Source organism: Micromonospora sp. NPDC048907 (assembly GCF_055586885.1).
This window is the reverse complement of sequence record NZ_JBVJHI010000006.1, coordinates 178,399-201,402: the sequence shown is the minus strand read 5'-3', so window position 1 is coordinate 201,402 and position 23,004 is coordinate 178,399. Positions and strand designations below refer to the sequence as shown.

19 protein-coding genes are annotated in these 23,004 nt (G+C 74.1%); 7 read left to right on the top strand and 12 right to left on the bottom strand.

Annotation, left to right across the window (positions count from 1 at the left end; all coding sequences use genetic code 11):
• Window positions 1-67 precede the first annotated feature (67 nt).
• From ACZ6PY_RS22415 to ACZ6PY_RS22395, 5 genes are all read left to right on the top strand, one after another.
• Complete coding sequence (locus ACZ6PY_RS22415) at window positions 68-1,780, top strand: alkaline phosphatase D family protein (RefSeq protein ID WP_466074844.1); 1,713 nt, start codon at window positions 68-70, stop codon at window positions 1,778-1,780.
• A 13-nt stretch (window positions 1,781-1,793) separates the two neighbouring features.
• Window positions 1,794-2,219, top strand: a complete 426-nt coding sequence (locus ACZ6PY_RS22410) for a MarR family winged helix-turn-helix transcriptional regulator (protein WP_262281429.1) — start codon at window positions 1,794-1,796, stop codon at window positions 2,217-2,219.
• A 112-nt stretch (window positions 2,220-2,331) separates the two neighbouring features.
• On the top strand, window positions 2,332-3,957 hold the full coding sequence (locus ACZ6PY_RS22405) for an MDR family MFS transporter (RefSeq protein ID WP_466074843.1): 1,626 nt from the start codon (window positions 2,332-2,334) through the stop codon (window positions 3,955-3,957).
• 4 nt (window positions 3,958-3,961) lie between these two features.
• Window positions 3,962-4,450, top strand: coding sequence for a universal stress protein (locus ACZ6PY_RS22400; protein ID WP_466074842.1), 489 nt, complete (start codon window positions 3,962-3,964; stop codon window positions 4,448-4,450).
• Between the two features lie 42 nt (window positions 4,451-4,492).
• Window positions 4,493-5,023, top strand: coding sequence for a DinB family protein (locus tag ACZ6PY_RS22395; protein ID WP_466074841.1), 531 nt, complete (start codon window positions 4,493-4,495; stop codon window positions 5,021-5,023).
• 63 nt (window positions 5,024-5,086) lie between these two features.
• Here the strand turns inward: ACZ6PY_RS22395 and ACZ6PY_RS22390 are convergent, their stop codons facing one another.
• The 3 genes from ACZ6PY_RS22390 to ACZ6PY_RS22380 all read right to left on the bottom strand — a co-directional run bounded on the left by ACZ6PY_RS22390 (window position 5,087) and on the right by ACZ6PY_RS22380 (window position 9,801).
• Window positions 5,087-5,707: an HAD-IA family hydrolase gene (locus ACZ6PY_RS22390; RefSeq protein WP_466074840.1), complete on the bottom strand. Its 621-nt coding sequence runs from the start codon at window positions 5,705-5,707 to the stop codon at window positions 5,087-5,089.
• Window positions 5,704-9,303, bottom strand: a complete 3,600-nt coding sequence (gene smc / locus ACZ6PY_RS22385) for a chromosome segregation protein SMC (RefSeq protein WP_466074839.1) — start codon at window positions 9,301-9,303, stop codon at window positions 5,704-5,706. Before smc ends, ACZ6PY_RS22390 begins: the two co-directional genes overlap by 4 nt.
• A gap of 303 nt (window positions 9,304-9,606) precedes the next feature.
• The gene (locus tag ACZ6PY_RS22380; RefSeq protein ID WP_007456482.1) at window positions 9,607-9,801 is read right to left on the bottom strand and encodes a hypothetical protein; all 195 of its coding nucleotides are present in this window, start codon (window positions 9,799-9,801) and stop codon (window positions 9,607-9,609) included.
• 373 nt (window positions 9,802-10,174) lie between these two features.
• On the opposite strand from ACZ6PY_RS22380, the gene ACZ6PY_RS22375 reads away from it, so the two are divergent.
• Both ACZ6PY_RS22375 and ACZ6PY_RS22370 read left to right on the top strand, forming a co-directional pair.
• Window positions 10,175-11,440: a CAP domain-containing protein gene (locus ACZ6PY_RS22375; protein ID WP_466074838.1), complete on the top strand. Its 1,266-nt coding sequence runs from the start codon at window positions 10,175-10,177 to the stop codon at window positions 11,438-11,440.
• 122 nt (window positions 11,441-11,562) lie between these two features.
• Entirely contained in the window at window positions 11,563-12,456 is an 894-nt protein-coding gene (locus ACZ6PY_RS22370) for an endo alpha-1,4 polygalactosaminidase (protein WP_466074837.1), read from the top strand.
• 120 nt (window positions 12,457-12,576) lie between these two features.
• Here ACZ6PY_RS22370 and ACZ6PY_RS22365 read toward each other — a convergent pair whose 3' ends face one another.
• The 9 genes from ACZ6PY_RS22365 to ACZ6PY_RS22325 form a co-directional block, all read right to left on the bottom strand.
• Entirely contained in the window at window positions 12,577-13,221 is a 645-nt protein-coding gene (locus ACZ6PY_RS22365; RefSeq protein ID WP_466075211.1) for a response regulator, read from the bottom strand.
• A gap of 14 nt (window positions 13,222-13,235) precedes the next feature.
• Window positions 13,236-14,561, bottom strand: a complete 1,326-nt coding sequence (locus tag ACZ6PY_RS22360; protein WP_466074836.1) for a sensor histidine kinase — start codon at window positions 14,559-14,561, stop codon at window positions 13,236-13,238.
• A gap of 17 nt (window positions 14,562-14,578) precedes the next feature.
• A complete protein-coding gene (locus ACZ6PY_RS22355) occupies window positions 14,579-15,349 on the bottom strand; it encodes an ABC transporter permease subunit (RefSeq protein WP_466074835.1) in 771 nt (256 codons plus the stop codon).
• Window positions 15,346-16,071, bottom strand: coding sequence for an ABC transporter ATP-binding protein (locus tag ACZ6PY_RS22350; protein ID WP_466074834.1), 726 nt, complete (start codon window positions 16,069-16,071; stop codon window positions 15,346-15,348). The genes ACZ6PY_RS22355 and ACZ6PY_RS22350 overlap by 4 nt, the downstream gene beginning before the upstream one ends.
• A 184-nt stretch (window positions 16,072-16,255) precedes the next feature.
• Window positions 16,256-17,761, bottom strand: coding sequence for an MFS transporter (locus ACZ6PY_RS22345; RefSeq protein ID WP_466074833.1), 1,506 nt, complete (start codon window positions 17,759-17,761; stop codon window positions 16,256-16,258).
• A 174-nt stretch (window positions 17,762-17,935) separates the two neighbouring features.
• Complete coding sequence (locus ACZ6PY_RS22340; protein WP_466074832.1) at window positions 17,936-20,155, bottom strand: MMPL family transporter; 2,220 nt, start codon at window positions 20,153-20,155, stop codon at window positions 17,936-17,938.
• A gap of 235 nt (window positions 20,156-20,390) precedes the next feature.
• Window positions 20,391-21,248, bottom strand: a complete 858-nt coding sequence (gene mutM, locus ACZ6PY_RS22335) for a bifunctional DNA-formamidopyrimidine glycosylase/DNA-(apurinic or apyrimidinic site) lyase (protein ID WP_466074831.1) — start codon at window positions 21,246-21,248, stop codon at window positions 20,391-20,393.
• A complete protein-coding gene (gene rnc / locus ACZ6PY_RS22330; protein ID WP_313722600.1) occupies window positions 21,241-22,029 on the bottom strand; it encodes a ribonuclease III in 789 nt (262 codons plus the stop codon). The genes mutM and rnc overlap by 8 nt, the downstream gene beginning before the upstream one ends.
• Window positions 22,026-22,985 carry a phosphate acyltransferase PlsX gene (locus ACZ6PY_RS22325; RefSeq protein ID WP_466075209.1) on the bottom strand — a complete coding sequence of 320 codons (960 nt, stop codon included), beginning with the start codon at window positions 22,983-22,985 and terminating at the stop codon, window positions 22,026-22,028. Before ACZ6PY_RS22325 ends, rnc begins: the two co-directional genes overlap by 4 nt.
• Window positions 22,986-23,004: the final 19 nt, after the last annotated feature.

Genomic DNA, 23,004 nt, shown 5'->3' with positions numbered 1-23,004 from the left:
GCTGGAAGGCGTGCCGCAACCGCCGGCCGGGTAGGAAAGGAATGATGATCTTCCTCGGAGGTGCGCCGTGACCGGTTCCCGTCTGCTCATCGGCCCGCTGCTGCGTCGGGTCGTCGGCACCCGGGCCACGGTCTGGGTGGAGACCAGTGGCCCCGCCGTGGTCACCGTCCGCACGGCCGACGGCGCCACCGGCAGCGCACCCACCTTCTCGGCGTACGACCACCACTACGCGATCGTGGTCGTCTCGGGGCTGACGGCGGACAGCAGCACCACCTACGAGGTGCTGGTCGACGACGAGGTGGCCTGGCCGGTGCCGGACAGCGGCTTCCCGGCCAGCGTGATCCGGACCCGGGCGGAGGACGACCGGGACCAGCCGGTGAACCTGCTCTTCGGCTCCTGCCGGGAGACCACCCAGCACGCCACCGCCCGCCGGCTGCCCCCGGACGCGCTGGACGCGTACGCCCGGCGGCTCATCGCCGCTCCCGACCCGGACGCCCTGCCCGACCTGCTGGTGCTCCTCGGCGACCAGGTCTACGCCGACGTCACCTCGCCGACCGTGCGCCGGCTGCTGAAGCGGCGGCGGCGCCGGCCGAAGGGCGCCCCGGCCACCCAGGTGGTGAGCTTCGACGAGTACACCAAGCTCTACCTGGAGTCCTGGCGCGACCCGGAGATCCGCTGGCTGCTGTCGACCGTGCCGAGCGTGATGATCTTCGACGACCACGAGATCATCGACGACTGGAACACCTCGGCGTCCTGGCGGGCGGACATGCGGGTCCAGCCCTGGTGGCCGGAGCGCATCCGCAGCGGCCTGGCCTCCTACTGGGTCTACCAGCACCTGGGCAACCTGTCGCCGGACGAGATCGCCGCCGACCCGGTCTTCGCCAAGGTGGCCGCCGCCGAGGACGCCACGAGCGTGCTGCACGAGTTCGGCGAGCGGGTCGACCAGGAGGCCGACGTGGCGCACGACACCGAGCGCTGGCGGGCCGTGCAGTACCAGTGGAGCTACGCGCTGGACCTGGGGCGGACCCGCCTGGTCATGCTGGACAACCGGTCCAGCCGGGTGCTGGACGCCGGCAACCGGGCCATGCTGCCGCCGGGCGAATGGTCCTGGTTCCTGGACCGGGCGCACGGCGTCTACGACCACCTGGTGGTCGGCGCCTCGCTGCCCTGGCTGCTGCCCCCGGGCATCCACCACGTCGAGTCCTGGAACGAGCGGCTCGCCGACTCCCGCCGGCCCTGGGTGGCGAAGGTCGCCGAGCGGATGCGCCGGGCCTGGGACCTGGAGCACTGGGCCTCGTTCCGGCGCTCCTTCGAGGCGCTCGGCGAGTTGTTCGCCCGGCTGGGCAGCGGCACCGCGCCGCGCGAGGGGGCCCGGATCGGCGCCGGCCCGGCATACTCGCGGCCGGCCTCGATCAGCGTGCTCTCCGGGGACGTGCACCACTCGTACGTGGCCCGGGCCCGGTTCGCCGACCGGAGCGTGCGCACGCCGGTGCACCAGCTCACCTGCTCGCCGATCCACAACCAGGTGCCGGCCGGGATGCGCCCGCTCATGCGCCTCGGCTGGAACCCGGGGCCGGCCGGCGCGGCCCGCGCGCTGGCCCGCTCGGCCGGGGTGCGCCGCCCGCCGGTGCGCTGGAAGAAACTGGCCGGGCCCTACTTCGGCAACGCGGTGGCGACGCTCACCCACCGGGGCCGGGCGGCCGAGGTCGTGATCGAGGGCACCACCAGCGACGGTCATCTCCGCACGGTGGCACGGCAGCGGCTCAGCGACGAGGTGTGAGTACCCTCTCAGCGTGGACGAGAGCCTGCGCGCCGTGGAGCACGAACTGACCGCACTGCTGCGGCGTGGGCGCGCGCTGTCCTGGGAGATCGCCCGCGAGGTCCATCCCAACCTGGAGCCGAACGCCTACGGGCTGCTGCTCTGGCTGCGCCGTTCCGGCTCGATCCGGCTCACCGACCTGGCCGTCAAGCTGGGCATCGGCAAGGGCACCCTGAGCCGGCAGATCGGCGGCCTGGAGGCGCTGGGGCTGGTCCGCCGCGACCCGGACCCGACCGACCGGCGGGCCGCCCAGCTCAGCCTCACCGAGGAGGGCACCCGCCGGTTCGACGCGGCGCGGGCGGCGCGACTCGGACAGATCCGGCGGTCGCTCGAATCCTGGCCGATTCAGGACGTCGAGGACTTCGCCCGGCTCATGCACCGGTTCAACGAGACCTTCTGACCGGGTCCGCCCGGAATAAGACGTACGCCACGTGCGGTTGTTGCTTGAGGCAACCAAGCCATACGGTTGCCCGAAGCAACTCTTCCCCCGTCTTCTCCGGAGGCATTCCACGATGACCCAGGCGACAGCGCCCACCCGGGCGACCGCCGTCGACATGTCCCACCGGCAGATCCTGGAGGCTCTCTCCGGCCTGCTGCTGGGCATGTTCGTCGCGATCCTCTCCTCCACGGTCGTCTCGAACGCGCTGCCGCGGATCATCACCGAGCTGCACGGCGGCCAGTCCGCGTACACCTGGGTGGTGACCTCGACGCTGCTGGCGACCACGGCGACCACCCCGATCTGGGGCAAGCTCTCCGACCTGGCCAGCAAGAAGCTCCTGGTCCAGCTCGCCCTCACGACCTTCGTGCTGGGCTCGGTGCTGGCCGGCCTCTCCCAGTCCACCGGTCAGCTCATCGCCTGCCGGGTGCTCCAGGGCGTCGGCGCGGGCGGACTCACCGCCCTGGCCCAGGTGATCATGGCGACGATGATCGCCCCGCGCGAGCGCGGCCGGTACAGCGGCTACCTCGGCGCCGTGATGGCCGTGGGCACCATCGGCGGCCCGCTGATCGGCGGCGTCATCGTCGACACCGACTGGCTCGGCTGGCGCTGGTGCTTCTACGTGGGCGTGCCGTTCGCCGTCCTCGCCCTGATCGTGCTCCAGAAGACCCTGCACCTGCCGGTGGTCAAGCGCGAAGTGAAGATCGACTGGTGGGGCGCCACCCTGATCACCGCGGCCGTGTCGCTGCTGCTGATCTGGGTCACCCTGGCCGGCGACAAGTACGACTGGCTGTCCTGGCAGACCGCCGTCATGGTGGCCGGCGCCCTGCTCCTCGGCGCGCTCGCCCTCCGGGTGGAGAACCGGGCCGCCGAGCCGATGATCCCGCCGCGCCTGTTCCGCAACCGCACCATCACCCTTGCGGTGGTCGCCAGCATCGCGGTCGGCGTGGGCATGTTCGGCGCCTCCGTCTTCCTCGGCCAGTACTTCCAGATCAGCCGCGGCGAGAGCCCGACCATGTCCGGCCTCATGACGCTGCCGATGATCCTCGGCCTGCTGATCGCCTCCACCGTGGTCGGCCGCATCATCACCAACACCGGCCGCTGGAAGCGCTACCTGGTCCTCGGCTCGGCGCTGCTCACCGCCGGCTTCGCGCTGATGGGCACCATGCGGGCGGACACCCCGTACTGGCGGCTCGCCGTCTTCATGGCGCTGATCGGCCTCGGCCTGGGCATGACCATGCAGAACCTGGTCCTCGCCGTGCAGAACACCGTCGGCCCGCACGAGCTCGGCGCGGCCAGCTCCGTGGTCGCCTTCTTCCGCAGCCTCGGCGGCGCCATCGGGGTGAGCGCGCTCGGCGCGATCCTCGGCCACAAGGTCAAGGACTACCTCGCCGACGGGCTCGCCGGACTCGGCATCCCGGCGTCCAGCTCCGGGAGCGGCGGTACCCTGCCGAATGTGCACACCCTGCCCGCCCCGATCCGCGCGGTCGTCGAGGCCGCGTACGGGCACGGCGCCGGGGACATCTTCCTGGCCGCGGCCCCGTTCGGGCTGATCGCCCTGATCGCGGTGGTGTTCATCAAGGAGGTGCCGCTGCGCCGCACCAACAGCGACCGAGACGCGATCTCCACCGAGGTCGAGCGGGAGTCGACAATCGCGGCCGGCGGTGGCGCCGCGGTGGTGCGCACGGGCGGACGGGACTGACCCGATGGACGCCCCCGAGCGTGAGAGGTACGGCCCGGAGGCCCGGCCGCTGCCGTTCGAACGCGGCACGGACGGGCCCCGGGTGGTGCTGGTCGGCGTCGATGGCACCCGCACCTCGCTGCGCGCCGCCTCGTACGCGGCCGGGCTGGCCCGCCGGCAGGGCGCCGGGCTCGTGGTGGTCTTCGTCAGCTCGCCGTCGCCCTACACCGCGATCATGTCCGGTGTGGTGGCCGGGGCCGTCCAGCAGACCCAGGACGAGCTGGCCGCCGAGCTGCGCGAGGAGTGCCGGCGCGGCGCCGAGGAGCTGGGCCTGCCGGTGACCTTCCTGTGCCGGCGCGGCGACGCGTACGCCGAACTGGCCAAGGCCGCCGACGAGCACCGCGCCGACCTGGTGGTCGTCGGGTCGTCCGAGCAGGCCGGCCACAAGCTGGTCGGCTCGGTGGCCACCCGCCTGGTCCGCACCGGCCGCTGGCCGGTCGTCGTGGTGCCCTGAAATCGGGTCGCGGCGGTCGCACCCGGGCCGGAGGATGGCCGGATGACCTGGAGAGCACCTGAGATCGACCGCCGCCACGAGCCCTACGTCGGTGACGAGCGCACCATGCTGGACGGCTGGCTCGACTGGCACCGCGACACCCTGCTGCACAAGTGCGCCGGCCTGACCGCCGAGCAGCTCCGGACGGCGAGCGTCGAGCCGTCCACCCTGACCCTGCTCGGGCTGGTCCGGCACCTTGCCGACGTGGAGCGCTGGTGGTTCCGGATCCGCGCCGCCGGCGAGGACATCCCCGGCCTCTACGACGGCGACGAGGACCCGGACGCGGATTTGAACGCCGTGGCCGACGCGGACCCGGAGGAGACCTTCGCCGTCTTCCGCGCCGAGGTCGAGGCGGCCCGGAAGGCCGCCGCGGGCCTGTCACTCGACCACACGTTCCGGCGCCCCCGCCGCGACGGTTCCGCCGACGAGATGAACGTCCGCTGGGTCTACGTGCACATGATCGAGGAGTACGCCCGGCACAACGGCCACGCCGACCTGATCCGCGAGCGCATCGACGGCGTCACCGGCGACTGACCGTCCCGCCTGGGCGGCGGCGGTGTCCCGGCCGACCGGAACCCGCCGCCCCGGCGAACCGGCTCAGAACGCCAGCGCCGCCCGGATGTAGCGCAGGTCGGCCGGGCCGCTCCAGCGGTGCGCGGACAGCCCGGCCACCCGGGCGCCGGCCACCGCCCGGTCCTCGTCGTCGACGAACAGCACCCGGGCCGGCGGCGTCGCCAGCGCCTGGCAGGCCGCCTGGAAGTATTCCTTCGCCGGCTTGTGCACCCCGATGACCGAGGAGTTGACCACGACGTCCAGCTCGTCGGTGAGGTCCAGCGCGGCCAGGTCGGCGTCGAGCACGTCGGTGGCGTTGGTGCCCAGCCCGACCCGCACGCCGGCCGCCCGGACCTCCCGGATGAACGCGAGCACCTCGGGGTCGACCTCGCCGCGGTAGCTCTGCCACGCGTCCACGGCGGCCCGGGCCCGCCCCGGGTCGCCGACCGAGGGGGTCAGGGCGTCGGCCACGCTGGTCATCCACTCGGCGTGGCTGACCTTGCCGGTGAGCACCGGCCGGAGCAGCCCCCAGGACATGGCGATCTCGCCGAGGACCCCCTCGGTCAGCCCGTACTCCCGCTCGACCCGGGCGGCGACCGCCGGGTCCCAGCGGCGCAGCACGCCGTCGAAATCGACCAGGAGCGCCGTGGCGCGTTCCCGACTCACTCGCTGTTCCCCTGCCCCTCGTCGTCGGCCCGGTTGAGCCGCTGGCTGATCACCTGGGTGACGCCGCTGCGCATGGTCACGCCGTAGAGCGCGTCGGCGATCTCCATGGTGCGCTTCTGGTGGGTGATCACGATGAGCTGGCTCTTCTCGCGGAGCTGGGCCAGCAGCGTGATCAGGCGGCCCAGGTTGACGTCGTCGAGGGCCGCCTCCACCTCGTCCATGATGTAGAAGGGGCTGGGCCGCGCGCGGAAGATCGCCACAAGCATGGCCACCGCGGTCAGCGAGCGCTCGCCGCCGGACAGCAGCGAGAGCCGCTTGATCTTCTTGCCGGGCGGCCGGGCCTCGACCTCGACGCCGGTGGTGAGCAGGTCCTCCGGGTCGGTGAGCACCAGCCGCCCCTCGCCGCCTGGGAAGAGCACGGTGAACACCTGCTCGAACTCCCGCGCGGTGTCCTCGAACGCGCTGGCGAAGACCTCCAGGATCCGGTCGTCGACGTCCTTGACCACGGTGAGCAGGTCCCGGCGGGTCGCCTTGAGGTCCTCCAGCTGCTCGGAGAGGAACTTGAAGCGCTCCTCCAGCGCGGCGAACTCCTCCAGCGCCAACGGGTTGACCTTGCCGAGCAGGGCCAGCTCCCGCTCCGCCTTCGCGGCCCGCTTCTCCTGCACCGGCCGCTCGTAGCGGACCGGCTCGGGCACCGGCGTGCCGTCCTTCTCCGCCGCCGCGACGTCCGCGTCGGTGGGCGGGACGAGCTGGTCGGGGCCGTACTCGACGATGAGGGTGGCCACGTCGAGCCCGAAGTCCTCGGCCGCCTTCGCCTCCAACTGCTCGATGCGCAGCCGCTGCTCGGCGCGGGCCACCTCGTCCCGGTGCACCTGGCTGGTGAGCCGCTCCAGCTCGGCGCCGAGCCGCTTGGCCGCGCCGCGTACCTCGGACAGCTCGGCCTCGCGGGCGGCGCGCTCGCGGGCCACCTCGTCGCGGTGCTCCTCGGCCCGGGCGATCGAGACGGTGAGCCGGGTGAGCGCCTCGCGGGCGCCGCCGACCACGGCCCGGGCGATCTCCGCGCCGCGGGTGCGGGCCGCGCGCCGGGCGGCCGCACGCTCCCGCGCGGCCCGCTCGGCGGTCGCCTGCCGCGCGAGGGAGTCGGCCCGGCCGGCGATCGAGGAGACCCGCTCCTCGGCGGTACGCACGGCGAGCCGGACCTCCATCTCGTTCTGCCGGGCCTGCGGCACCATGGCGGCGAGCTGGTCGCGTTCCTCGGTGGACGGTTCGGCGTCGAGCGGGGTGGCCTCGGCCAGCCGGAGCCGTTCCTCCAGCTCGGCGAGGGCCTGCAGATCACGCTCCCGGGCCGCCTCGGCGCGGGCCCGGGACTCGCCGAGCCGGTCGGTCTCCGCCTTGGCGGACCGGGCGGCGGCGCCCAGCTCGGCGAGGCGGCGGGCGGCGGCGTTGCGGTGGCTCTCCGCCTCCCGCTTGGCGGCGGCCGCGTGCTGCACGGCCTCCTTGGCGGCGGCCACCTCGGCGCGCGCCTCGACCAGCTGGTCGCGCAGCTCCGCGCTGGTCCGCTCGGCGGTGGCCCGATTGGCCCGGGCCTCCTCGACGGCCGCCTGCACCTCGATGTAGCTGGGCGCCTTGGCCGACCCGCCGGCCGCCGCGTACGCCCCGACCACGTCGCCGTCGGGGGTGACCGCGCGCAGCTCCGGGTTGCCGGCGACCAGCTCCGCGGCGGCGGCCAGGTCGTCGACAAGCACCACGTCGCGCAGCGCCCGGTGCACCGCGGGGCGGATCTCGGCGGAGCACTCCACCAGGTCGGGGGCCCAGCGGGCGCCGTCGGGCAGCTTCGGGCGCAGCGCGTCGGCGGAGCCCGCCATGCCGGGGCCGGCGGGGCTGCCGACCAGCAGGCCGGCCCGGCCGGCGTCGGAGATCTTGAGCAGCCGCATCGCCTCGACGGCCTCGTCCACGCCGCTGACCGCGACCGCGTCGGCGAGCCCGCCGAGCGCGGCGGCGAGCGCCGCCTCGTTGCCCGGGGCCACGGTGAGCAGCCCGGAGAGGCTGCCGAGCAGGCCGGGCACCTGATCGGCGCGGGCCAGCAGGGCGCCGGCGCCGTCCTTGCGGCGCAGGCCGAGGGCGAGCGCCTCCTCACGGGCCTTCCAGGTCGCCGCGTCCTTCTCGGCGGCCCGCTCGGCGTCGGCGAGGCTGCGCACGGCGGCCTGGGCCTGCTCGTGCACGGCGACCGCCTCGGCGTGCCGGGTGTCCAGGTCGGCGTTGTCGCGGTCGGCCTCGGTGGACTGTTCGGCGACCGCGTCGAGCTCGCCCTGGGCCTTCTCGGCGCGGGCCAGGGCGTCGGTGTGCGCGGCGGCGAGCCGTTCGATCTCCTCGCCGGCGCTGGTGGTCCGCGCCCGGGCGGAGTTGACCTGGCCGGTCAGCCGGGCCAGCCCCTCGCGCCGGTCGGCGATGGCCTTGGCGGCGGCCACCAGTTCCCGCTCGGCGGCGGCGAGCTGCCGCTCCAGCTCCTGCCGGTGCTCGACCGCCTCGGCGAGCCGGATCTGGTCGTCGGTGAGCGCGGCCCGCAGCTCCTCCTCCTGCTCGCGGACCCGCCGGGACTCGGCCTCCAGCTGGTCCGGGTCGCGGCCGGGGCGCTCGTCGTCCCCGGTGGCGCTGAGGTGCCGCAGCCGTTCGCGGGCGAGCTGCTCGATCGAGCGGAACCGCTCCTGAAGCGCGGAGAGCTTGTACCAGGTGTCCTGTGCCGCGGCGAGCAGCGGGGCGTCCTCGGCCAGCGCCGCCTCCAGCTCGCCGAGGCGGCCCTGCACCTCACCGTGCTCGGCCTCGATCTGCTCGTGCCGCTCGCGCAGCGCGGTCTCGTCGGCGATCTCCCGGTCCAATGTGGTGCGCAGGGTGTGCAGGTCGTCGGCGAGCAGCCGCAGCCGGGCGTCGCGGAGGTTGGCCTGGATGGCGGCGGCCCGGCGGGCCACCTCGGCCTGCCGGCCCAGCGGCTTGAGCTGGCGGCGCAGCTCGGCGGTGAGGTCGGTGAGCCGGTTGAGGTTTGTCTGCATCGCGTCGAGCTTCCGCAGCGCCTTCTCCTTGCGCTTGCGGTGCTTGAGGACGCCGGCCGCCTCCTCGATGAACGCCCGCCGGTCCTCCGGCTTGGCGTGCAGCATGCCGTCGAGCCGGCCCTGCCCGACGATGATGTGCATCTCCCGGCCGATGCCGGAGTCGGAGAGCAGCTCCTGGATGTCCAGCAGCCGGCAGGAGTCGCCGTTGATCTCGTACTCGCTCTCGCCGGAGCGGAACATCCGGCGGGTGATGGAGACCTCGGTGTACTCGATCGGCAGCGCGCCGTCGGTGTTGTCGATGGTGAGGGTGACCTCGGCGCGGCCCAGCGGCGCGCGCCCGGCCGTGCCGGCGAAGATGACGTCCTCCATCTTGCCGCCGCGCAGCGCCTTGGCGCCCTGCTCGCCGAGGACCCAGGCGATGGCGTCGACGACGTTGGACTTGCCGGAGCCGTTCGGGCCGACCACGCAGGTGATCCCGGGCTCCAGCTTCAGCGTCGTCGCGGAGGCGAAGGACTTGAAGCCCTTCACCGTCAGGCTCTTGAGATGCACCTTCTCGATCCTCGTCCGGTGGCCGCCGTACCGTCGCCGGCTGCGCGGACCTGGCGAACCCGCAGACTAACCCGCGGCCGGGGAGAGCCTGGTACGCGACCCACCCGGTGCCGGAGGTGTCCGCTTTCCGGCGGTGTGGCGTACGCCACGGAAAAGTGCAAGATCAGAATTGCGGGGCGCAATTCCGGTGGCGGTCCGCAAGATCGCGGAATGGGGTCCCCGGAAACAAAAAGCTGCGCGCCGGCACTGGGTGTCGGCGCGCGTTTTCTGGGTGGTGCGATTCAGTTTTCCGACGACCGGAGATCAGGTCAGCGCGGGCTCGGCCAGTCGGAGGAGGTCGTCTGCCTCCGCCGCAGCCGCCGCAAGCCGATCGTTGTCGGCGCGCAGACGCGTGATCTCGAACTCCAGTGCCTGAACCCTGGCACGCAGTCGGGTGACCTCGTCGAGCAGACGCCGGTCGGGCGCTGCACCTACGTGGCCGTAGAGGGCCTTCGCCATGCTGACTCCTTGATATGCGCTGCCGGAAAGGCCGGCCAACGCGCGCCCATGATGTTCGCGGCTGCCATCCCCGCGAAATCCGGGCATGGCTGGGCGCGACTGGCGACACCTATATATTGAGCCGAACCCCCCTCCTTCGTCAAGTTCCCGCAGGCCGTAGATCATCTCCACGTCCACCGGTCCACTTGTCGGGGGGTTGCCACAAGGCGCGGACACGCTCTGTCCGGACGCCTTTACTGTACGCCCGGGAATGTGTGAACGCCTCACCCTTGCCGTCTGGTTCCCCTTAACTCTTTCTTAGCCACGTTGCCGCAGCTCGCGCCGCGCCCGTAGCGTCACTGCGGCCCGCAACCGACCCGTGGAGGGGACAGGCGTGTACCGCTGGACCGACCCGATCGACCCGGACGGCGTCTCCCGACGCCCCGAGCCACCGACCGACGAAGGGCCGGCCTGGCTCACCGACCGGCCCGAGCCGCGGTCGTCCTACCTCTTCGGGGACGAGCCGGGGCAGCCCGGCCCGGCCCGGCCCGAGGCGCCGACCGGCGCCTGGCCGGCCGACGCCCCGGCCACGCCGTGGCGGGACGACCCCACCCCCGAGCGCACCGGCCACCTCCCCACGGCCGGCGCCGGGGCGCACGGGTGGGCCGACGCCGGGCGGTACGCCGACGCCGACCGGACCGGGTACCCCCCGGCCGCCGAGCCCCCGGCGTACGGCCCGGCGGCCCACCCGGGCGCCCCGATGTCCCGCTACGAGCCGGCCCCCGGCTGGCAGCCGGAACAGCAGCCCGCCGCCGCGTGGCAGCCGGCCGCGGACGAACAGCCCACCGCGGCGTGGCAGCCCGCCGCCGCCTGGCAGCCGGCCACCGACGCCGCGGACGAGGACACCGGCCGGCACCGGCAGCGCCGCCGCCTGCCACGCCCCCTCCTGATCGGTGGGGCCGCCGCCGCGGCGACCCTCGTGGTGAGCCTCGGCGTGGGCGCCCTGGTGCTGCCCGGTGGCGACCAGCCGAGCGAGCGGACCTCCGCCGACGCCCCGGTGGCCGCCGCCCCGCTCGCCTCCTACGGCACCGAGCCGGCCCCGGGCGACGCGCTCGCGCCGGAGTCGACCAGCCCGAGTGCCGCGCCGACCAGCGCCCGGCCGACCCCGACGAAGAAGGCGACCCCGAAGCCGACCCGGACCACCGCCCCGTCCCGGCAGCTGCCGCGCAGCGCCGCACCGCGCACCACCGGCGCCACGACGGCCTCGGCCAAGGGGCTCAGCGCCGAGCTGCGGGAGGTCGTCGACCTGGTCAACCAGGAACGGGCCAAGGCCGGCTGCAAGGCGCTGACCGTCGATGACAAGCTGACGCTCGCCGCCCAGCGGCACAGCCAGGACCAGGCCGACCACAAGACCATGTCGCACGACGGGAGCGACGGCAGCGACGTGGGCGACCGGCTCGACCGGGTCGGCTACGCCTGGCGGTCGTACGGCGAGAACGTCGCGTGGAACCAGCAGAGCCCGGCCGCGGTGATGGACGCCTGGATGAACTCCCCGGGGCACCGGGCCAACATCCTGAACTGCTCGTTCACCGAGATCGGCGTGGGCGTGGCGCGGAGCAACGGGCCGTACTGGACGCAGGACTTCGGCACCCCGCGCTGACCGGCGCGTCGTGACCGGGCCCGCGCTCGTTGACCGGGTGAGGTACGCCGGGGACGCCTGAGCCGTGCCGGCCCCACGGCCGGCGCACCGGGGCCGCCGGAGACGTACCGGCAGGGGGCGGGGTGCCGCCCGCGACCCGGGAGCTGTCGATGCGGATCCGGCCGGCGTGGGCCGTGTCGCCCCGGCCGGTCCGCGTCCGCCGACGCGGGCCGCGCCGGGGCTTCGCGGTGGTGCTGGCGGTGCTGCTGCTCGCCCCGGCGGCGGCCTGCCGGGAGCCGCTCGTCCCGCCCGGCGCGCCCACCCCGTGGCCGGCCGCGCAGGCCCGGCAGTGGCAGTGGCAGTGGCAGCTCACCGGCCCGGTGGACGTCACCGTCGAGGCCGACGTCTTCCTGCTCGACCCGGTGCGGGCCACCGCCGCCGAGACCGGCGCGCTGCGCGCCCGCCACCGCCGCCTGGTGTGCCAGGTCCCGGTCGGCACGTACGTGACCGGTGACCCGGACGCCAGCCGCTTCCCGGCGGCGGTCCGCGGGGCGGCGGTCCCGGGCCGGCCGGGCAGCCGCTGGCTGGACGTCCGCCGGTGGGACTCGCTGGCACCGGTGCTGGCCGACCGGTTCCGGCTCTGCCGGGGCAAGGGCTTCGGCGCGGTGGCGCTCACCGACGCCGACGGCTACCTGCACCGCCCCGGCTTCCCGCTCACCTTCGACGACCAGCTGGTGTTCAACCGCCGGGTCGCCGCGCTGGCCCGGCGGCTGGACCTCTCCCCCGGGCTGGTCGACGACCTGCCGCAGGTGGCGGCGCTCGCCCCCGACTTCGACTTCGCGGTCAACCAGGAGTGCGTCCGCCGCGGCGGGTGCGACAAGCTGCTCCCGTTCGTCGACGCGGACAAGCCGGTCTTCCACGTGGAGTACACCGGCGACCCGGCCGAGTTCTGCGTCACCACGGTCGGCTACGGCTTCGCCTCGATTCTCAAGGACCGCACCCTGGACGCGTGGCGCGAGCCCTGCACGCTGCCCTGAGCCGACGTCGCACGGTCACGGAGCGCGGGACACGCCCCGGGGGCGGCATCGGCCGCCACGGCCCGTCTTCGGACGGGAGGCGTTGACCACGTCGTCGTGGAGGTTCGTCCTCGTCGCCGCTCAGCCGCTGACGTGGCGGAGGACGGCCAGGACCCGGCGGTTGTCGCTGTCCGAGGCCGGCAGGCCGAGTTTCGCGAAGATGTTCGCCACGTGCTTCTCCACGACCCCGGACGTGATGACGAGAGCCGCCGCGATCCCGGCGTTGGACCGTCCCTCGGCCATCAGCGCGAGCACCTCACGCTCCCGCGGGGTCAGCGACGCCACCCCGGCCGTGTCCTGCCCGGCCCGCATGAGGTGGCCGACCACCTCCGGGTCCAGCGCGGTGCCACCGGATGCCACCCGGGTCAACGCGTCCACGAAGTCGGCGACGTCGGCCACGCGGTCCTTGAGCAGGTATCCGACGCCGCTCGGCCGGTCGGCGAGCAGGCGGGTCGCGTAGCGGGTCTCCACGTACTGCGAGAACACCAGCACACCGACGCCGGGATGGTCGCGCCGGATGTCGATCGCGGCGCGCAGTCCCTCGTCGGTGTGCGTCGGTGGCATCCGGATGTCGACGATGGCCACGTCCGGTACGGCGGCGGCGACCGCGGACCGCAACGCCTCCGCGTCGGCCACCGCCGCGCACACCTCGAAACCGCGGTCGGTGAGCAGCCGGACCAGGCCTTCGCGCATCATCGCGGCATCCTCCGCGATCACCACCCGCATCTCGTCGCCTCCGTTCACGCGTGGGTGGGCAGCTCGATCGCGACCCGGGTCGGACCTCCGGGCGGACTGTGCACGCGCATCCGGCCGTCCACCACGGCGATGCGGCGGGCCAGGCCGGACAGGCCCCGGCCGTCCGGGTCCGCCCCGCCGACGCCGTCGTCCTCGACGGTCAGCGTCAGGTGCTCGCCGGACCGGGCGACGCGGAGCCCGACACGTGTCGCCCGGCTGTGCTTGGCCGCGTTCGCGAGCAGCTCGGCGGCGCAGAAGTAGGCGATGGTCTCGACGGCGGGCGCCGGGCGGTCGGGCAGGTCGACCGTCACCGCGACCGGGATGGCGCTGCTCGTCGCCAGCGTCGCCAGCGCGTCGCCGAGACCGTTGTCGAGGACCGGCGGGTGGATCCCGCGCACCAGGTCGCGCAGGTCGGCGAGGGCGTCCTTCGCTCCCCGGTGGGCGAGCGCGACCAGTTCGCGGGCCTGGGCGAGGTCGGGTGGCGGGCCGTCGGCACCGAGCTTCTCGGTCGCCATGCCGAGGTTCATCGCCAGCGTGGCCAGCCGGATCTGCGCGCCGTCGTGCAGGTCCCGTTCCAGCCTGCGCATCATCGTGGCCGCGTCGTCGATCGCGCGGGCCCGGGTGACCTGCAGTTCGCGTACCCGGTCGGCGAGCCGGCGCGGACCGAGCAGCCGGCGCAGCGCGGCGAGGTCCGCCGTCGTGCCGGCCCGCATCAACCACGGTGCGACCAGGAGCATGGCGAGGCCGGCCGCGGCGATGAGGAACGTCCCGGCGAACGTCCGCGCGCCGAGGGCGCCGAACGGCGTGAGCGCCCACACCGGTCCGAGGCGGGTCCCGGGCGGATGGTTGCGGAACAGCGGCCACCACACCGGGTAGCTGAGGTTGACCAGGCCGAACACGTAGCAGAACGCGCCGTAGCCCTCGGGAACGGCCAGCGGCACCTTGAGCAGGCCGTACCCGACCGCGCGCCAACCCGGCCCGTCGGAGACCACCGCGCCGATCCGCGTCGAGGCGCGGGGCGGCGGGGCGTCCACGCGCACGCCGAGCAGCCGGTCCGCCAGTTGGCGGTGCACGGCTCCCATGGCGCGCCCGGTCGGGGCGGCCAGCACGACCAGGAGCGCGATGGTGAGCGGGAACAGGACCAGGAACACCGGCGCGACGGCCGGTGCGGGCCGGTCGGACAGGGCGCCGGTCGCCCAGAGGACGAGGACGCCCAGGGCCGGCACGATCGCCGGTACGGCCAGGATCGCGGCCGCACTGACCACGCCGGCGACGCAGAACACCGCCCGGCGCAGGGCCAGCGTGGTGAACGGGGCGCGCAACGCGGTCATCGGCCCATTGTCACCGGTCACGCGTCCCGCCAGCGGAGCAGCACGCCCCCGCACAGGACCGTTAGCGCCGCGTACCCGCACATCAGCAGCACGCTGATCCAGCCGGCGAACAGCCCGGGTATGGGCGAGGTCACCGCGATCGAGTTGAGCAGCATCAGCAGCGGGACGAAGCGGCCGACCGCGATTCCGCTCTCGCCGAACAGGCCGGCCACGATCATCGGGACGAACATCAGACCGAACAGCGTGCCGATCGCGGCGCCCGAGTGCCGCACGATCGCCCCGATGCCGACCCCGATCAGCGCGGCGGCGCCCAGGTACCCGCCGGTCAGCACGACCGCGCGCAGGATCGCCGGGTCGCCGAGGGAGGCGGCGGGGATGGCGGTGCCGCGGATCGCGAGCTGCCCGCCCAGATAGCCGGCGAAGCTCGCGGCCAGACCGACGGTGACGGCCGCGCCACCGCACACGGCGACCTTCGCGGCCAGGACGGTCCGCCGCCGCGGGACGGCGGCGAACGTCGAGCGGATCATCCCGGTGCCGTACTCGCCGGTCACCATCAGCACACCGAGCGCGCCGAGGAGCAGCTGGGCAAGGATGGCGCCGCCGAGGCTGTTGTTCAGGATCTGGGCGGCGGTGGCGACCGGGGTGTGCGACCGGTACCCGAGCCCCACCCCGACCCCGGCCGCGGCCATCGCGACCACCGACGCGCTCGCCAGCCACCACGTCGACCGGACGCTCCGCAGCTTGATCCGTTCCATCCGGGCCGCGTGCCGGAATCCGTAACCGTTCATGACGCTCCCACTCCTCGGTAGTCGGTGACCTGCGAGGTGAGCCGGAAGAAGGCGTCCTCCAGGCTGTCGCCGCCGGCCGCGAGGTCGGCGACGGTCGTCTCGGCCAGCAGCCGCCCGCGGCCGATCACCACCAGCCGGTCCGCGGTCAGCGCCATCTCGGCGATCAGGTGGCTGGACACGAACACGGTCCGGCCCTCGGCGGCGAGCCCGCGCAGCAGGTCCCGGATCCAGCGGATGCCCTCCGGATCCAGTCCGTTGACCGGCTCGTCGAGCAGGAGGACGTCCGGGTCGCCGAGCAGCGCCACCGCGACGCCGAGCCGCTGGCGCATGCCCAGCGAGTACGTGCCGGCGCGCCGCGTCGCCGCGTCGGAGAGACCGACGACCCGCAGCACCTGCTCCACCCGGGAACCGGGGATGTCGTTGCTCGCGGCCAGGGCGGTCAGGTGCGCACGGGCGCTGCGGCCGGGATGGAACGCCCCGGCGTCGAGGAGCGCGCCGACCGTCCTCAACGGCCAGCTCAGGTCCCGGTACCGGACGCCACCGATCAGTGCCTCGCCACGGTCCGGGGCGTCCAGGCCGAGGATCATCCGCATGGTCGTCGACTTGCCGGATCCGTTCGGGCCGAGGAACCCGGTCACCACCCCCGGCCGGACCCGGACGCTCAGCCCGTCGACGGCGACCCGGTCGCCGTAGCGTTTGGTCAGTTCACGTAGTTCGATCACATGATCGACGCTAGGCAACCCCGTGGGCGGTCGGAAGCCGGCAACCACCCCACTCCGCCCGGGGGTTTTCCGCCCCCCGTCGGATCCCCGCGGAGGTCGGGCGCGGGGGCGCCGCGTACCCCTGGAACAGCGGCACCGCCCCGGCCCGGACGGGCGGGGGCGGTGCCGGGGGGAGCGGCGGTCGTCAGCCGGGGGCGCCGCCGGTGACCGGGGCGGGAGCGCCGGCGCCGCGCTGCGCCGGGACGCCGGCGTGCTCGGCGCTGAGCGGGGTGGCCAGTTCCTCCAGGGACTTCCCCTCGGCCTTGACGCCGAGGGTCAGCTCCACGAGGCCACCGATGATCATGACGGCGGCGCCGACCACGAAGGCGACCACCGTGTCGCCGACCTTGCCGGTGCCGACCAGCTTGGCGAAGAGCAGCGGGCCGGTGATGCCGCCGGCGGCGGTGCCGATCGCGTAGAAGAACGCGATGGCCATGGCCCGGGTCTCCATGGGGAAGATCTCGCTGACCGTCAGGTACGCGGCGCTGGCGCCGGCCGAGGCGAAGAACAGCACCACGCACCAGCAGGCGGTCATGGTGACCGCGTTCAGCACACCCGAGTGGAACAGCCAGGCGGTGCCGAGCAGCAGCACGCCCGAGCCGATGTACGAGCCGGCGATCATCGGCACCCGGCCGACGGTGTCGAAGAGCCTGCCCAGCAGCAGCGGGCCGAGCAGGTTGCCGACCGCGATCACCGCGAAGTAGTAGCCGCTGTTGCCCGGCGGGACGTCGAAGAACGTCTGCAGGATCTGCGCGAAGCCGAAGGTGATCGCGTTGTAGAGGAACGCCTGCCCGATGAAGAGCGCGAAGCCCAGCGTGGCGCGCTTCGGGTAACGGGCGAACAGCGTCCTGGCGATCTCCAGGAAGTTGGTGCTCTTCCGCTGCTTGATCTCGATCCAGTTGTCCGCCTCGGTGAGGTCCCTGCCGGTCTCCCGCTTCACCTCCGCCTCGACCGAGTCGACGAGATGGTTCGCCTCGTCGGCCCGGCCGTGGATGAACAACCACCGTGGGCTCTCCGGGACGTGCCGGCGGACCAGCAGGATCACCACGCCGAGCACGGCGCCCAGCCCGAACGCCACCCGCCAGCCGAGGTTGGTCGGCAGGCCGTTGAGCAGCGGCACGGTCAGCAGCGCGCCGAGCGCCGCGCCCAGCCAGAAGGTGCCGTTGATGATGATGTCGATCCGGCCGCGGTGCCGCGCCGGGATCAGCTCGTCGATCGCCGAGTTGATCGCCGCGTACTCGCCGCCGATGCCCATGCCGGTGAGGAACCGGAACAGGAAGAACCACCACGTGTCGAAGGAGAGCGCGGTCATCGCGGTGGCGACCAGGTAGAGCCCGAGGGTCAGCAGGAACAGCTTCTTGCGCCCGAACCGGTCGGTGAGCCAGCCGAAGAAGAGCGCGCCGGTGCAGGCGCCCGCCACGTAGAGGGCGGCGGCCAGGCCGGTGACCTGGCTCTGGGTGATGCTCAGGCCGCTGCCCGGCTCGGCCAGCTTGCCGGACAGGTTGCCGACGATGGTCACCTCGAGGCCGTCGAGGATCCACACCGTGCCGAGGCCGATCACGATCATCCAGTGCCAGCGGGACCACGGCAGCCGGTCCAGGCGGGCCGGGACGTTGGTCCGTACGGTGCCGGTCCGCACGTCGGTGCTCATGACGCGCTCCCGGGGGCTGCGGTGGCCGGGGCGCGACGACGGGCCGCCGGCGTGAGCTGTTCGTCCATGGCGGCCCAGATGCCCCGCCGCCGCGGCCGTTAATCCTGCCGTGACACCTCCGTCACAGGGCGAAGGGCGGACCGGACCGGCCCGCCCTCCCCCGTCCCCCCGGACTCAGCGCGCGCCGACCAGCTCCGGTGCGGGCGCGGGCGGCTCGGCCGGTGGGGTCGCCGCCCGGCCGCGCAGGAACCGCGGCGCCCACCAGTTCGCGTCGCCCAGCAGGGTCATCAGCGCGGGCAGCACCACCGCCCGGATGATCGTGGCGTCCAGCAGGATGGCCGCGGCCAGCCCGATGCCGAGCTGCTTGAAGTCGATGGTGCTCAGCGTCGCGAAGATCGAGAACACCCCGACCATGACGATCGCCGCGCTGGTCACCACGCCGGCCGAGGAGGTGATCCCGTACGCCACCGCGTCCTTGTTCGACATCCCCTGGCGGATGCCCTCCCGGATCCGGCTGACCACGAAGACGTGGTAGTCCATGGAGAGCCCGAACAGCACCACGAACAGGAACATCGGCAGCCAGGTGACGATCGCGTCCATCGAGGTGAAGCCGAGCAGCCCCTCCGCCCAGTCGCCCTGGAAGACCAGCACGAGCAGGCCGTACGCGGCCCCGGCGGAGAGCAGGTTCAGCAGGATCGAGGTGAGCGCCACCACCACCGAGCGGAACGTCCACGCCATCACGAGGAAGGTCAGCGCCAGCACGAAGGCCGCCACCAGGGGCAGCTTCGCCCAGATGTGGTCCGCGTAGTCCTCGCTGGCCGCCACGCCGCCGCCGACCGCGTACTCGACGCCGGGGATGCCGCCCAGGGCGGCCGGGACGAGGTCCTGGCGCAGCTCGTGCAGGGACCGGGACGCCTCGTCGGTGCGGCTGGCGTACGGCGTGGCCACCTCCAGCACCGACACCCGCCGGTCCGCCGACACCTTGATCTTCGGGCCGTCCCCCTCGGCCGGCGCGAAGAGCGGGTCGGCGGCGGCCCGGCCGGCCAGCCCGGTCAGCGCGGCCTTCACCCGGTCGGCCTGCTCGGCCGGGGCCTTCACCGCCACGGTGTGGCTGGTGCCGTTGCTCGGGAAGGCCGCGGTGAGCCGGTCGTACGCCTGCATGGCCGCGGTGGTGCGGGGCACGTCCTCCATGCCGGGGAACTTCAGCTTCATGCCGAGCGCCGGGGCGGCCAGGGCGAGCAGCAGCCCGACCGCGACCACCAGGGTGGCCACCGGGGCGCGGAGCGCCGGCTTCAGCACGGCCGGCCAGAACCGGGGCCGGGCCGGCTGGCCGTGCCGCCCGACGCGCGGGGCGGTGAGGCGCCACAGCAGCGGCACCCGGGGCCGGTCGACCCAGCGGCCCAGCCGGGCCAGGAGCGCCGGCAGCACGGTCAGCGAGCCGATCACCGCGACCGCGACCACCAGGATCGAGCCGACGGCCAGCGACGAGAAGATGGCGTCCTGGGCGAGCAGCAGCCCGGCCATCGAGATGATCACGGCGGTGCCGGAGACCACCACGGCGTGCCCGGAGGTCTCCGCCGCGATCTCCACCGCGTCGAGCCCGCAGCGCCCCTTGGCCCGTTCCTCCCGTTCCCGGCGTACGTAGAACAGCGAGTAGTCCACGCCGACCGCCATGCCGATCAGCAGGATGACACTGGCTGTCGTGTCGGTGGCCGGCACCAGGTGCGAGGCGAGGGTGGAGAGGCCCATGGCCGCGGCCACCGAGGAGAGCGCGAGCAGCACCGGCACGCCGGCCGCGATGAGCGCGCCGAACGCGATGATCAGGATGGCCAGGGTGACCGGCAGGCTGAGCAGCTCGGCGCGCTTGAAGTCCTTGCCGAGGGTGTCGTCGAGCGCCTGGCCGATCGACGGGCCGCCGACCTGCTCCACCCGCAGCGCCGGATGCGACTCCTGGACCTTCGCGGTGGTGTCGCGCAGCGGCTGCACCCGGTCGGAGGCGGTCTCCGGGTCGCCCGACATGGTGATCGGCACCAGCACGGCGTTGCCGTCCCGGGACGGCATGGGCGCGCCCACCGAGGCCACCCCGTCGACCTGCCGGAGCCGGGCCGCCGCGTCGTCGGCGGCGGCCTTCGCGGCCGCCTGGTCGAGCGTGCCCGAGCGGGGCGTGATCAGCACGTTCTCGGTGGCCGGCTCGTGGAAGCCGCCACTGTCGACGATCAACTGGGCCCGCCCGAACTCGCCGATCGCCTGGTCGTCGTCGGTCGCCTCGTTCAGGCCGGCGGCGTTGCCGCCGACGAAGCACACCGCCACGAACACCACCCAGAGCGCGATGGCTCGCCACGGGTGCTCCGCACTCCACCGCGCCAGCCGCACGGTCACCGGTCGCCTGCCCATACCTGGGACCCCCTCCAGACGTCGGCCCCGTGCCGACCCCTGCTGACGCTAGGGAGCGGCGCGGGACCGGACATCGGGGAACGGCCCCCGCTCGTCCCCCATCCGGCAGGCTCCGGCCGGGCGGCCGGAGCCGGGTCGGCCAACCGGACAGAAAGGGCTTTTCAGGGTACGACCCGGGGACCCGCCGGGCCGTGGCCGGCGAGGCACACGGGCGCAACCCCGAGCCGGCTCGGGGTCATCCCCGGAGGGTCCCCCGGGGGCGGGGCTGGCAGCGCGGGCAACTGTAGGACGACCGGTTCATGAACGCCTCGCGCCGGATCGGCGCCCCGCACCGCGGGCAGGGCTCCCCCTCCCGGCCGTACGCGTTGAGCGACCGGTCGAAGTAGCCGCTCTCGCCGTTGACGTTCACGTACAGCTCGTCGAAGCTGGTCCCGCCCTGCTTGATCGCCTCGCCGAGCACGTCCCGGACGTGGCCGAGCAGCCGGGTGGCCGCCGGGGCGGTCAGCGCGTCGGTCGGCCGGGCCCCGTGCAGCCTGGCCCGCCAGAGCGCCTCGTCGGCGTAGATGTTGCCGACACCGGAGATCAGCGTCTGGTCGAGCAGCGCCCGCTTCACCTCGGTGCGCCGCTTCCGCAGCGCGGCCACGAAGCCGGCGTCGGAGAACTCCGGGTCCATCGGGTCCCGGGCGATGTGCGCGATCTCCGCCGGCAGCTCCGCCCCACCCTCCGAGACCGACAGCCCGCCGAACGTGCGCTGGTCGACGAAGCGCAGCTCCGGGCCGTCGTCGGCGAACCGGAACCGGACCCGCAGGTGCAGTTCGTCGGCCGCACCGACCGGCTGGAGCAGCAGCTGGCCGGACATGCCGAGGTGCCCGATGATGGCGTCCCCGCTGTCCAGCGGCAGCCACAGGTACTTGCCCCGGCGCCGCACGTCGGTGATCGTCCGGCCGGTCAGCACGTCGGCGAAGTGCTCGCCGCCCGGCTCGTGCCGGCGGACCGCCCGGGGGTGGCGCACCTCGACGGCGCTGATCCGCCGGCCGACGACCCACTGGGCCAGCCCCTGCCGGACGGTCTCGACCTCGGGCAGCTCAGGCACGGCCGGCACCCGACTCGGCGGGGTCGCCCACCTCCGCCTCGGCGGCGGACTTCGCGGCGGCCTCCGCCTCGGCCTGCTCGGTCAGCATCCGCCAGGCCGACTCGGCGGCCCGCTGCTCGGCCTCCTTCTTGCTGCGCCCCTCCGCGCCGCCGTAGCGGTTGCCGGCCACCACCACCCAGGCCGTGAAGGTCTTGAGGTGGTCCGGGCCGGTGCCCTCGATCCGGTACTCCGGAACGCCCAGCCCCAGCGCCGCGGTCAGCTCCTGGAGGCTGGTCTTCCAGTCCAGCGCCGCGCCCCGGCCGGCCGACTCGGCCATCAGCGGGTCGAACAGGCGGTGGATCACGAGGGCCGCGGTGTCCAGGCCGTACTGGAGGTAGATCGCGCCGAGCAGCGCCTCCAGGGTGTCGGCCAGGATGCTGGCCTTGTCCCGGCCGCCGGTGGCCTCCTCGCCCTTGCCGAGCAGCAGGTACGCGCCCAGCCCGTCGGGGCCGAGGCCGCGCGCCACGTCGGCGAGGGCGCGCATGTTGACCACGCTGGCCCGCAGCTTGGCGAGCTGCCCCTCGGGCAGGTCCGGGTGGTTGTGGAACAGCGCCGTGGTGATCACCACGCCGAGGACCGAGTCGCCGAGGAACTCCAGCCGCTCGTTGGTGGGCAGGCCGCCGTTCTCGTACGCGTACGACCGGTGGGTCAGCGCGCGCTCCAGCAGTTCCGGGTCGAGCGACACCCCGAAGGCCGCCTCCAGGTGGCCGACGGGAGCACGCCGCCGCTTGTCGTTGGTCATGGTGCTACCTCGGTGTCGTTGCGGTCAGGTGCGGGATCGTGCGGGACAGCGTCGAGCAGGGTCGAGACGATGTCGGTGGCGCCGCGGCGCCACAGGTGGGCGGCGAGGGCGATGCCGGAGGCGACGTCGTCGGGCCGGGCCGCGCCGTGGCAGACCACCACGGTGCCGGCCACCCCGAGCAGGGCCGCGGCGCGGGGAGCGCCGCCGCTCGCCGGAGGGCCGCCGGCCATCGCGTACGCGCCCTCGATGGCCTTGAGCAGCACGTTGCCGGTGAAACCGTCGGTCACCACGACGTCGGCGCGGGCGCCCAGGGAGACGTCGTACCCCTCGACCAGGCCGACGTAGCGGGCGCCGCAGGGCAGCGGCACGGCGGCGAGGGCGGGGGCGGCGGAGCGGCGCAGCCGGTCGCCCTTGCCCGCCTCGGTGCCGACGGAGAGCAGTCCGACCCGGGGCGCGGTGACGCCGTGCGCCACGGCCGCGTAGGCGGCGCCGAGCACGGCGTGCCGGGCCAGGGTGGCGGGTCCGGGTTCCAGGGTGCCGCCGACGTCCAGCAGCACCACCGGCCCGTCGACGGCCGGCAGGGTGGCCACCAGGGCGGGCCGGCGTACGCCGGGCCAGCGACCGAGGCCGAGGGCGGCGGCGGTGACGGTGGCGCCGGTCGAGCCGGCGGAGACGAGCGCGTCGGCGAACCCGTCGCGGACGGCGTGCACGGCCGCGCGGACGGTGCTCTCCCCGCGCGCGGCGGTGGGGTGGTCGGCCATGCCGACGACCGTCCGCACCGGGCGGACGGTGACCCGGGCGCGCTGCTCCGGGTCGAGCGCACCGATCAGCCCGTCGGCGACCTCGGTCGGTCCGACGAGCAGCAGGTGCAGGTCCGGGTCGGTACGCACGGCCCGCAGAGCGCCGTCAACCACGACGGCGGGAGCATCGTCCCCGCCGAGGAGGTCGACGGCGATCCGCGCGGTGCCCGGCTCC

Bases quoted from the DNA above. Each gene is read 5' to 3' on its own strand.
- ACZ6PY_RS22380 (WP_007456482.1), bottom strand. From the start codon at position 9,801: ATGGCGAAGGCCCTCTACGGCCACGTAGGTGCAGCGCCCGACCGGCGT.
- ACZ6PY_RS22395 (WP_466074841.1), top strand. From the start codon at position 4,493: ATGACCTGGAGAGCACCTGAGATCGACCGCCGCCACGAGCCCTACGTC.
- ACZ6PY_RS22345 (WP_466074833.1), bottom strand. From the start codon at position 17,761: ATGAGCACCGACGTGCGGACCGGCACCGTACGGACCAACGTCCCGGCC.
- ACZ6PY_RS22340 (WP_466074832.1), bottom strand. From the start codon at position 20,155: ATGGGCAGGCGACCGGTGACCGTGCGGCTGGCGCGGTGGAGTGCGGAG.
- ACZ6PY_RS22365 (WP_466075211.1), bottom strand. From the start codon at position 13,221: ATGCGGGTGGTGATCGCGGAGGATGCCGCGATGATGCGCGAAGGCCTG.
- ACZ6PY_RS22405 (WP_466074843.1), top strand. From the start codon at position 2,332: ATGACCCAGGCGACAGCGCCCACCCGGGCGACCGCCGTCGACATGTCC.
- ACZ6PY_RS22400 (WP_466074842.1), top strand. From the start codon at position 3,962: ATGGACGCCCCCGAGCGTGAGAGGTACGGCCCGGAGGCCCGGCCGCTG.
- rnc (WP_313722600.1), bottom strand. From the start codon at position 22,029: ATGACCAACGACAAGCGGCGGCGTGCTCCCGTCGGCCACCTGGAGGCG.
- ACZ6PY_RS22355 (WP_466074835.1), bottom strand. From the start codon at position 15,349: ATGAACGGTTACGGATTCCGGCACGCGGCCCGGATGGAACGGATCAAG.
- ACZ6PY_RS22360 (WP_466074836.1), bottom strand. From the start codon at position 14,561: ATGACCGCGTTGCGCGCCCCGTTCACCACGCTGGCCCTGCGCCGGGCG.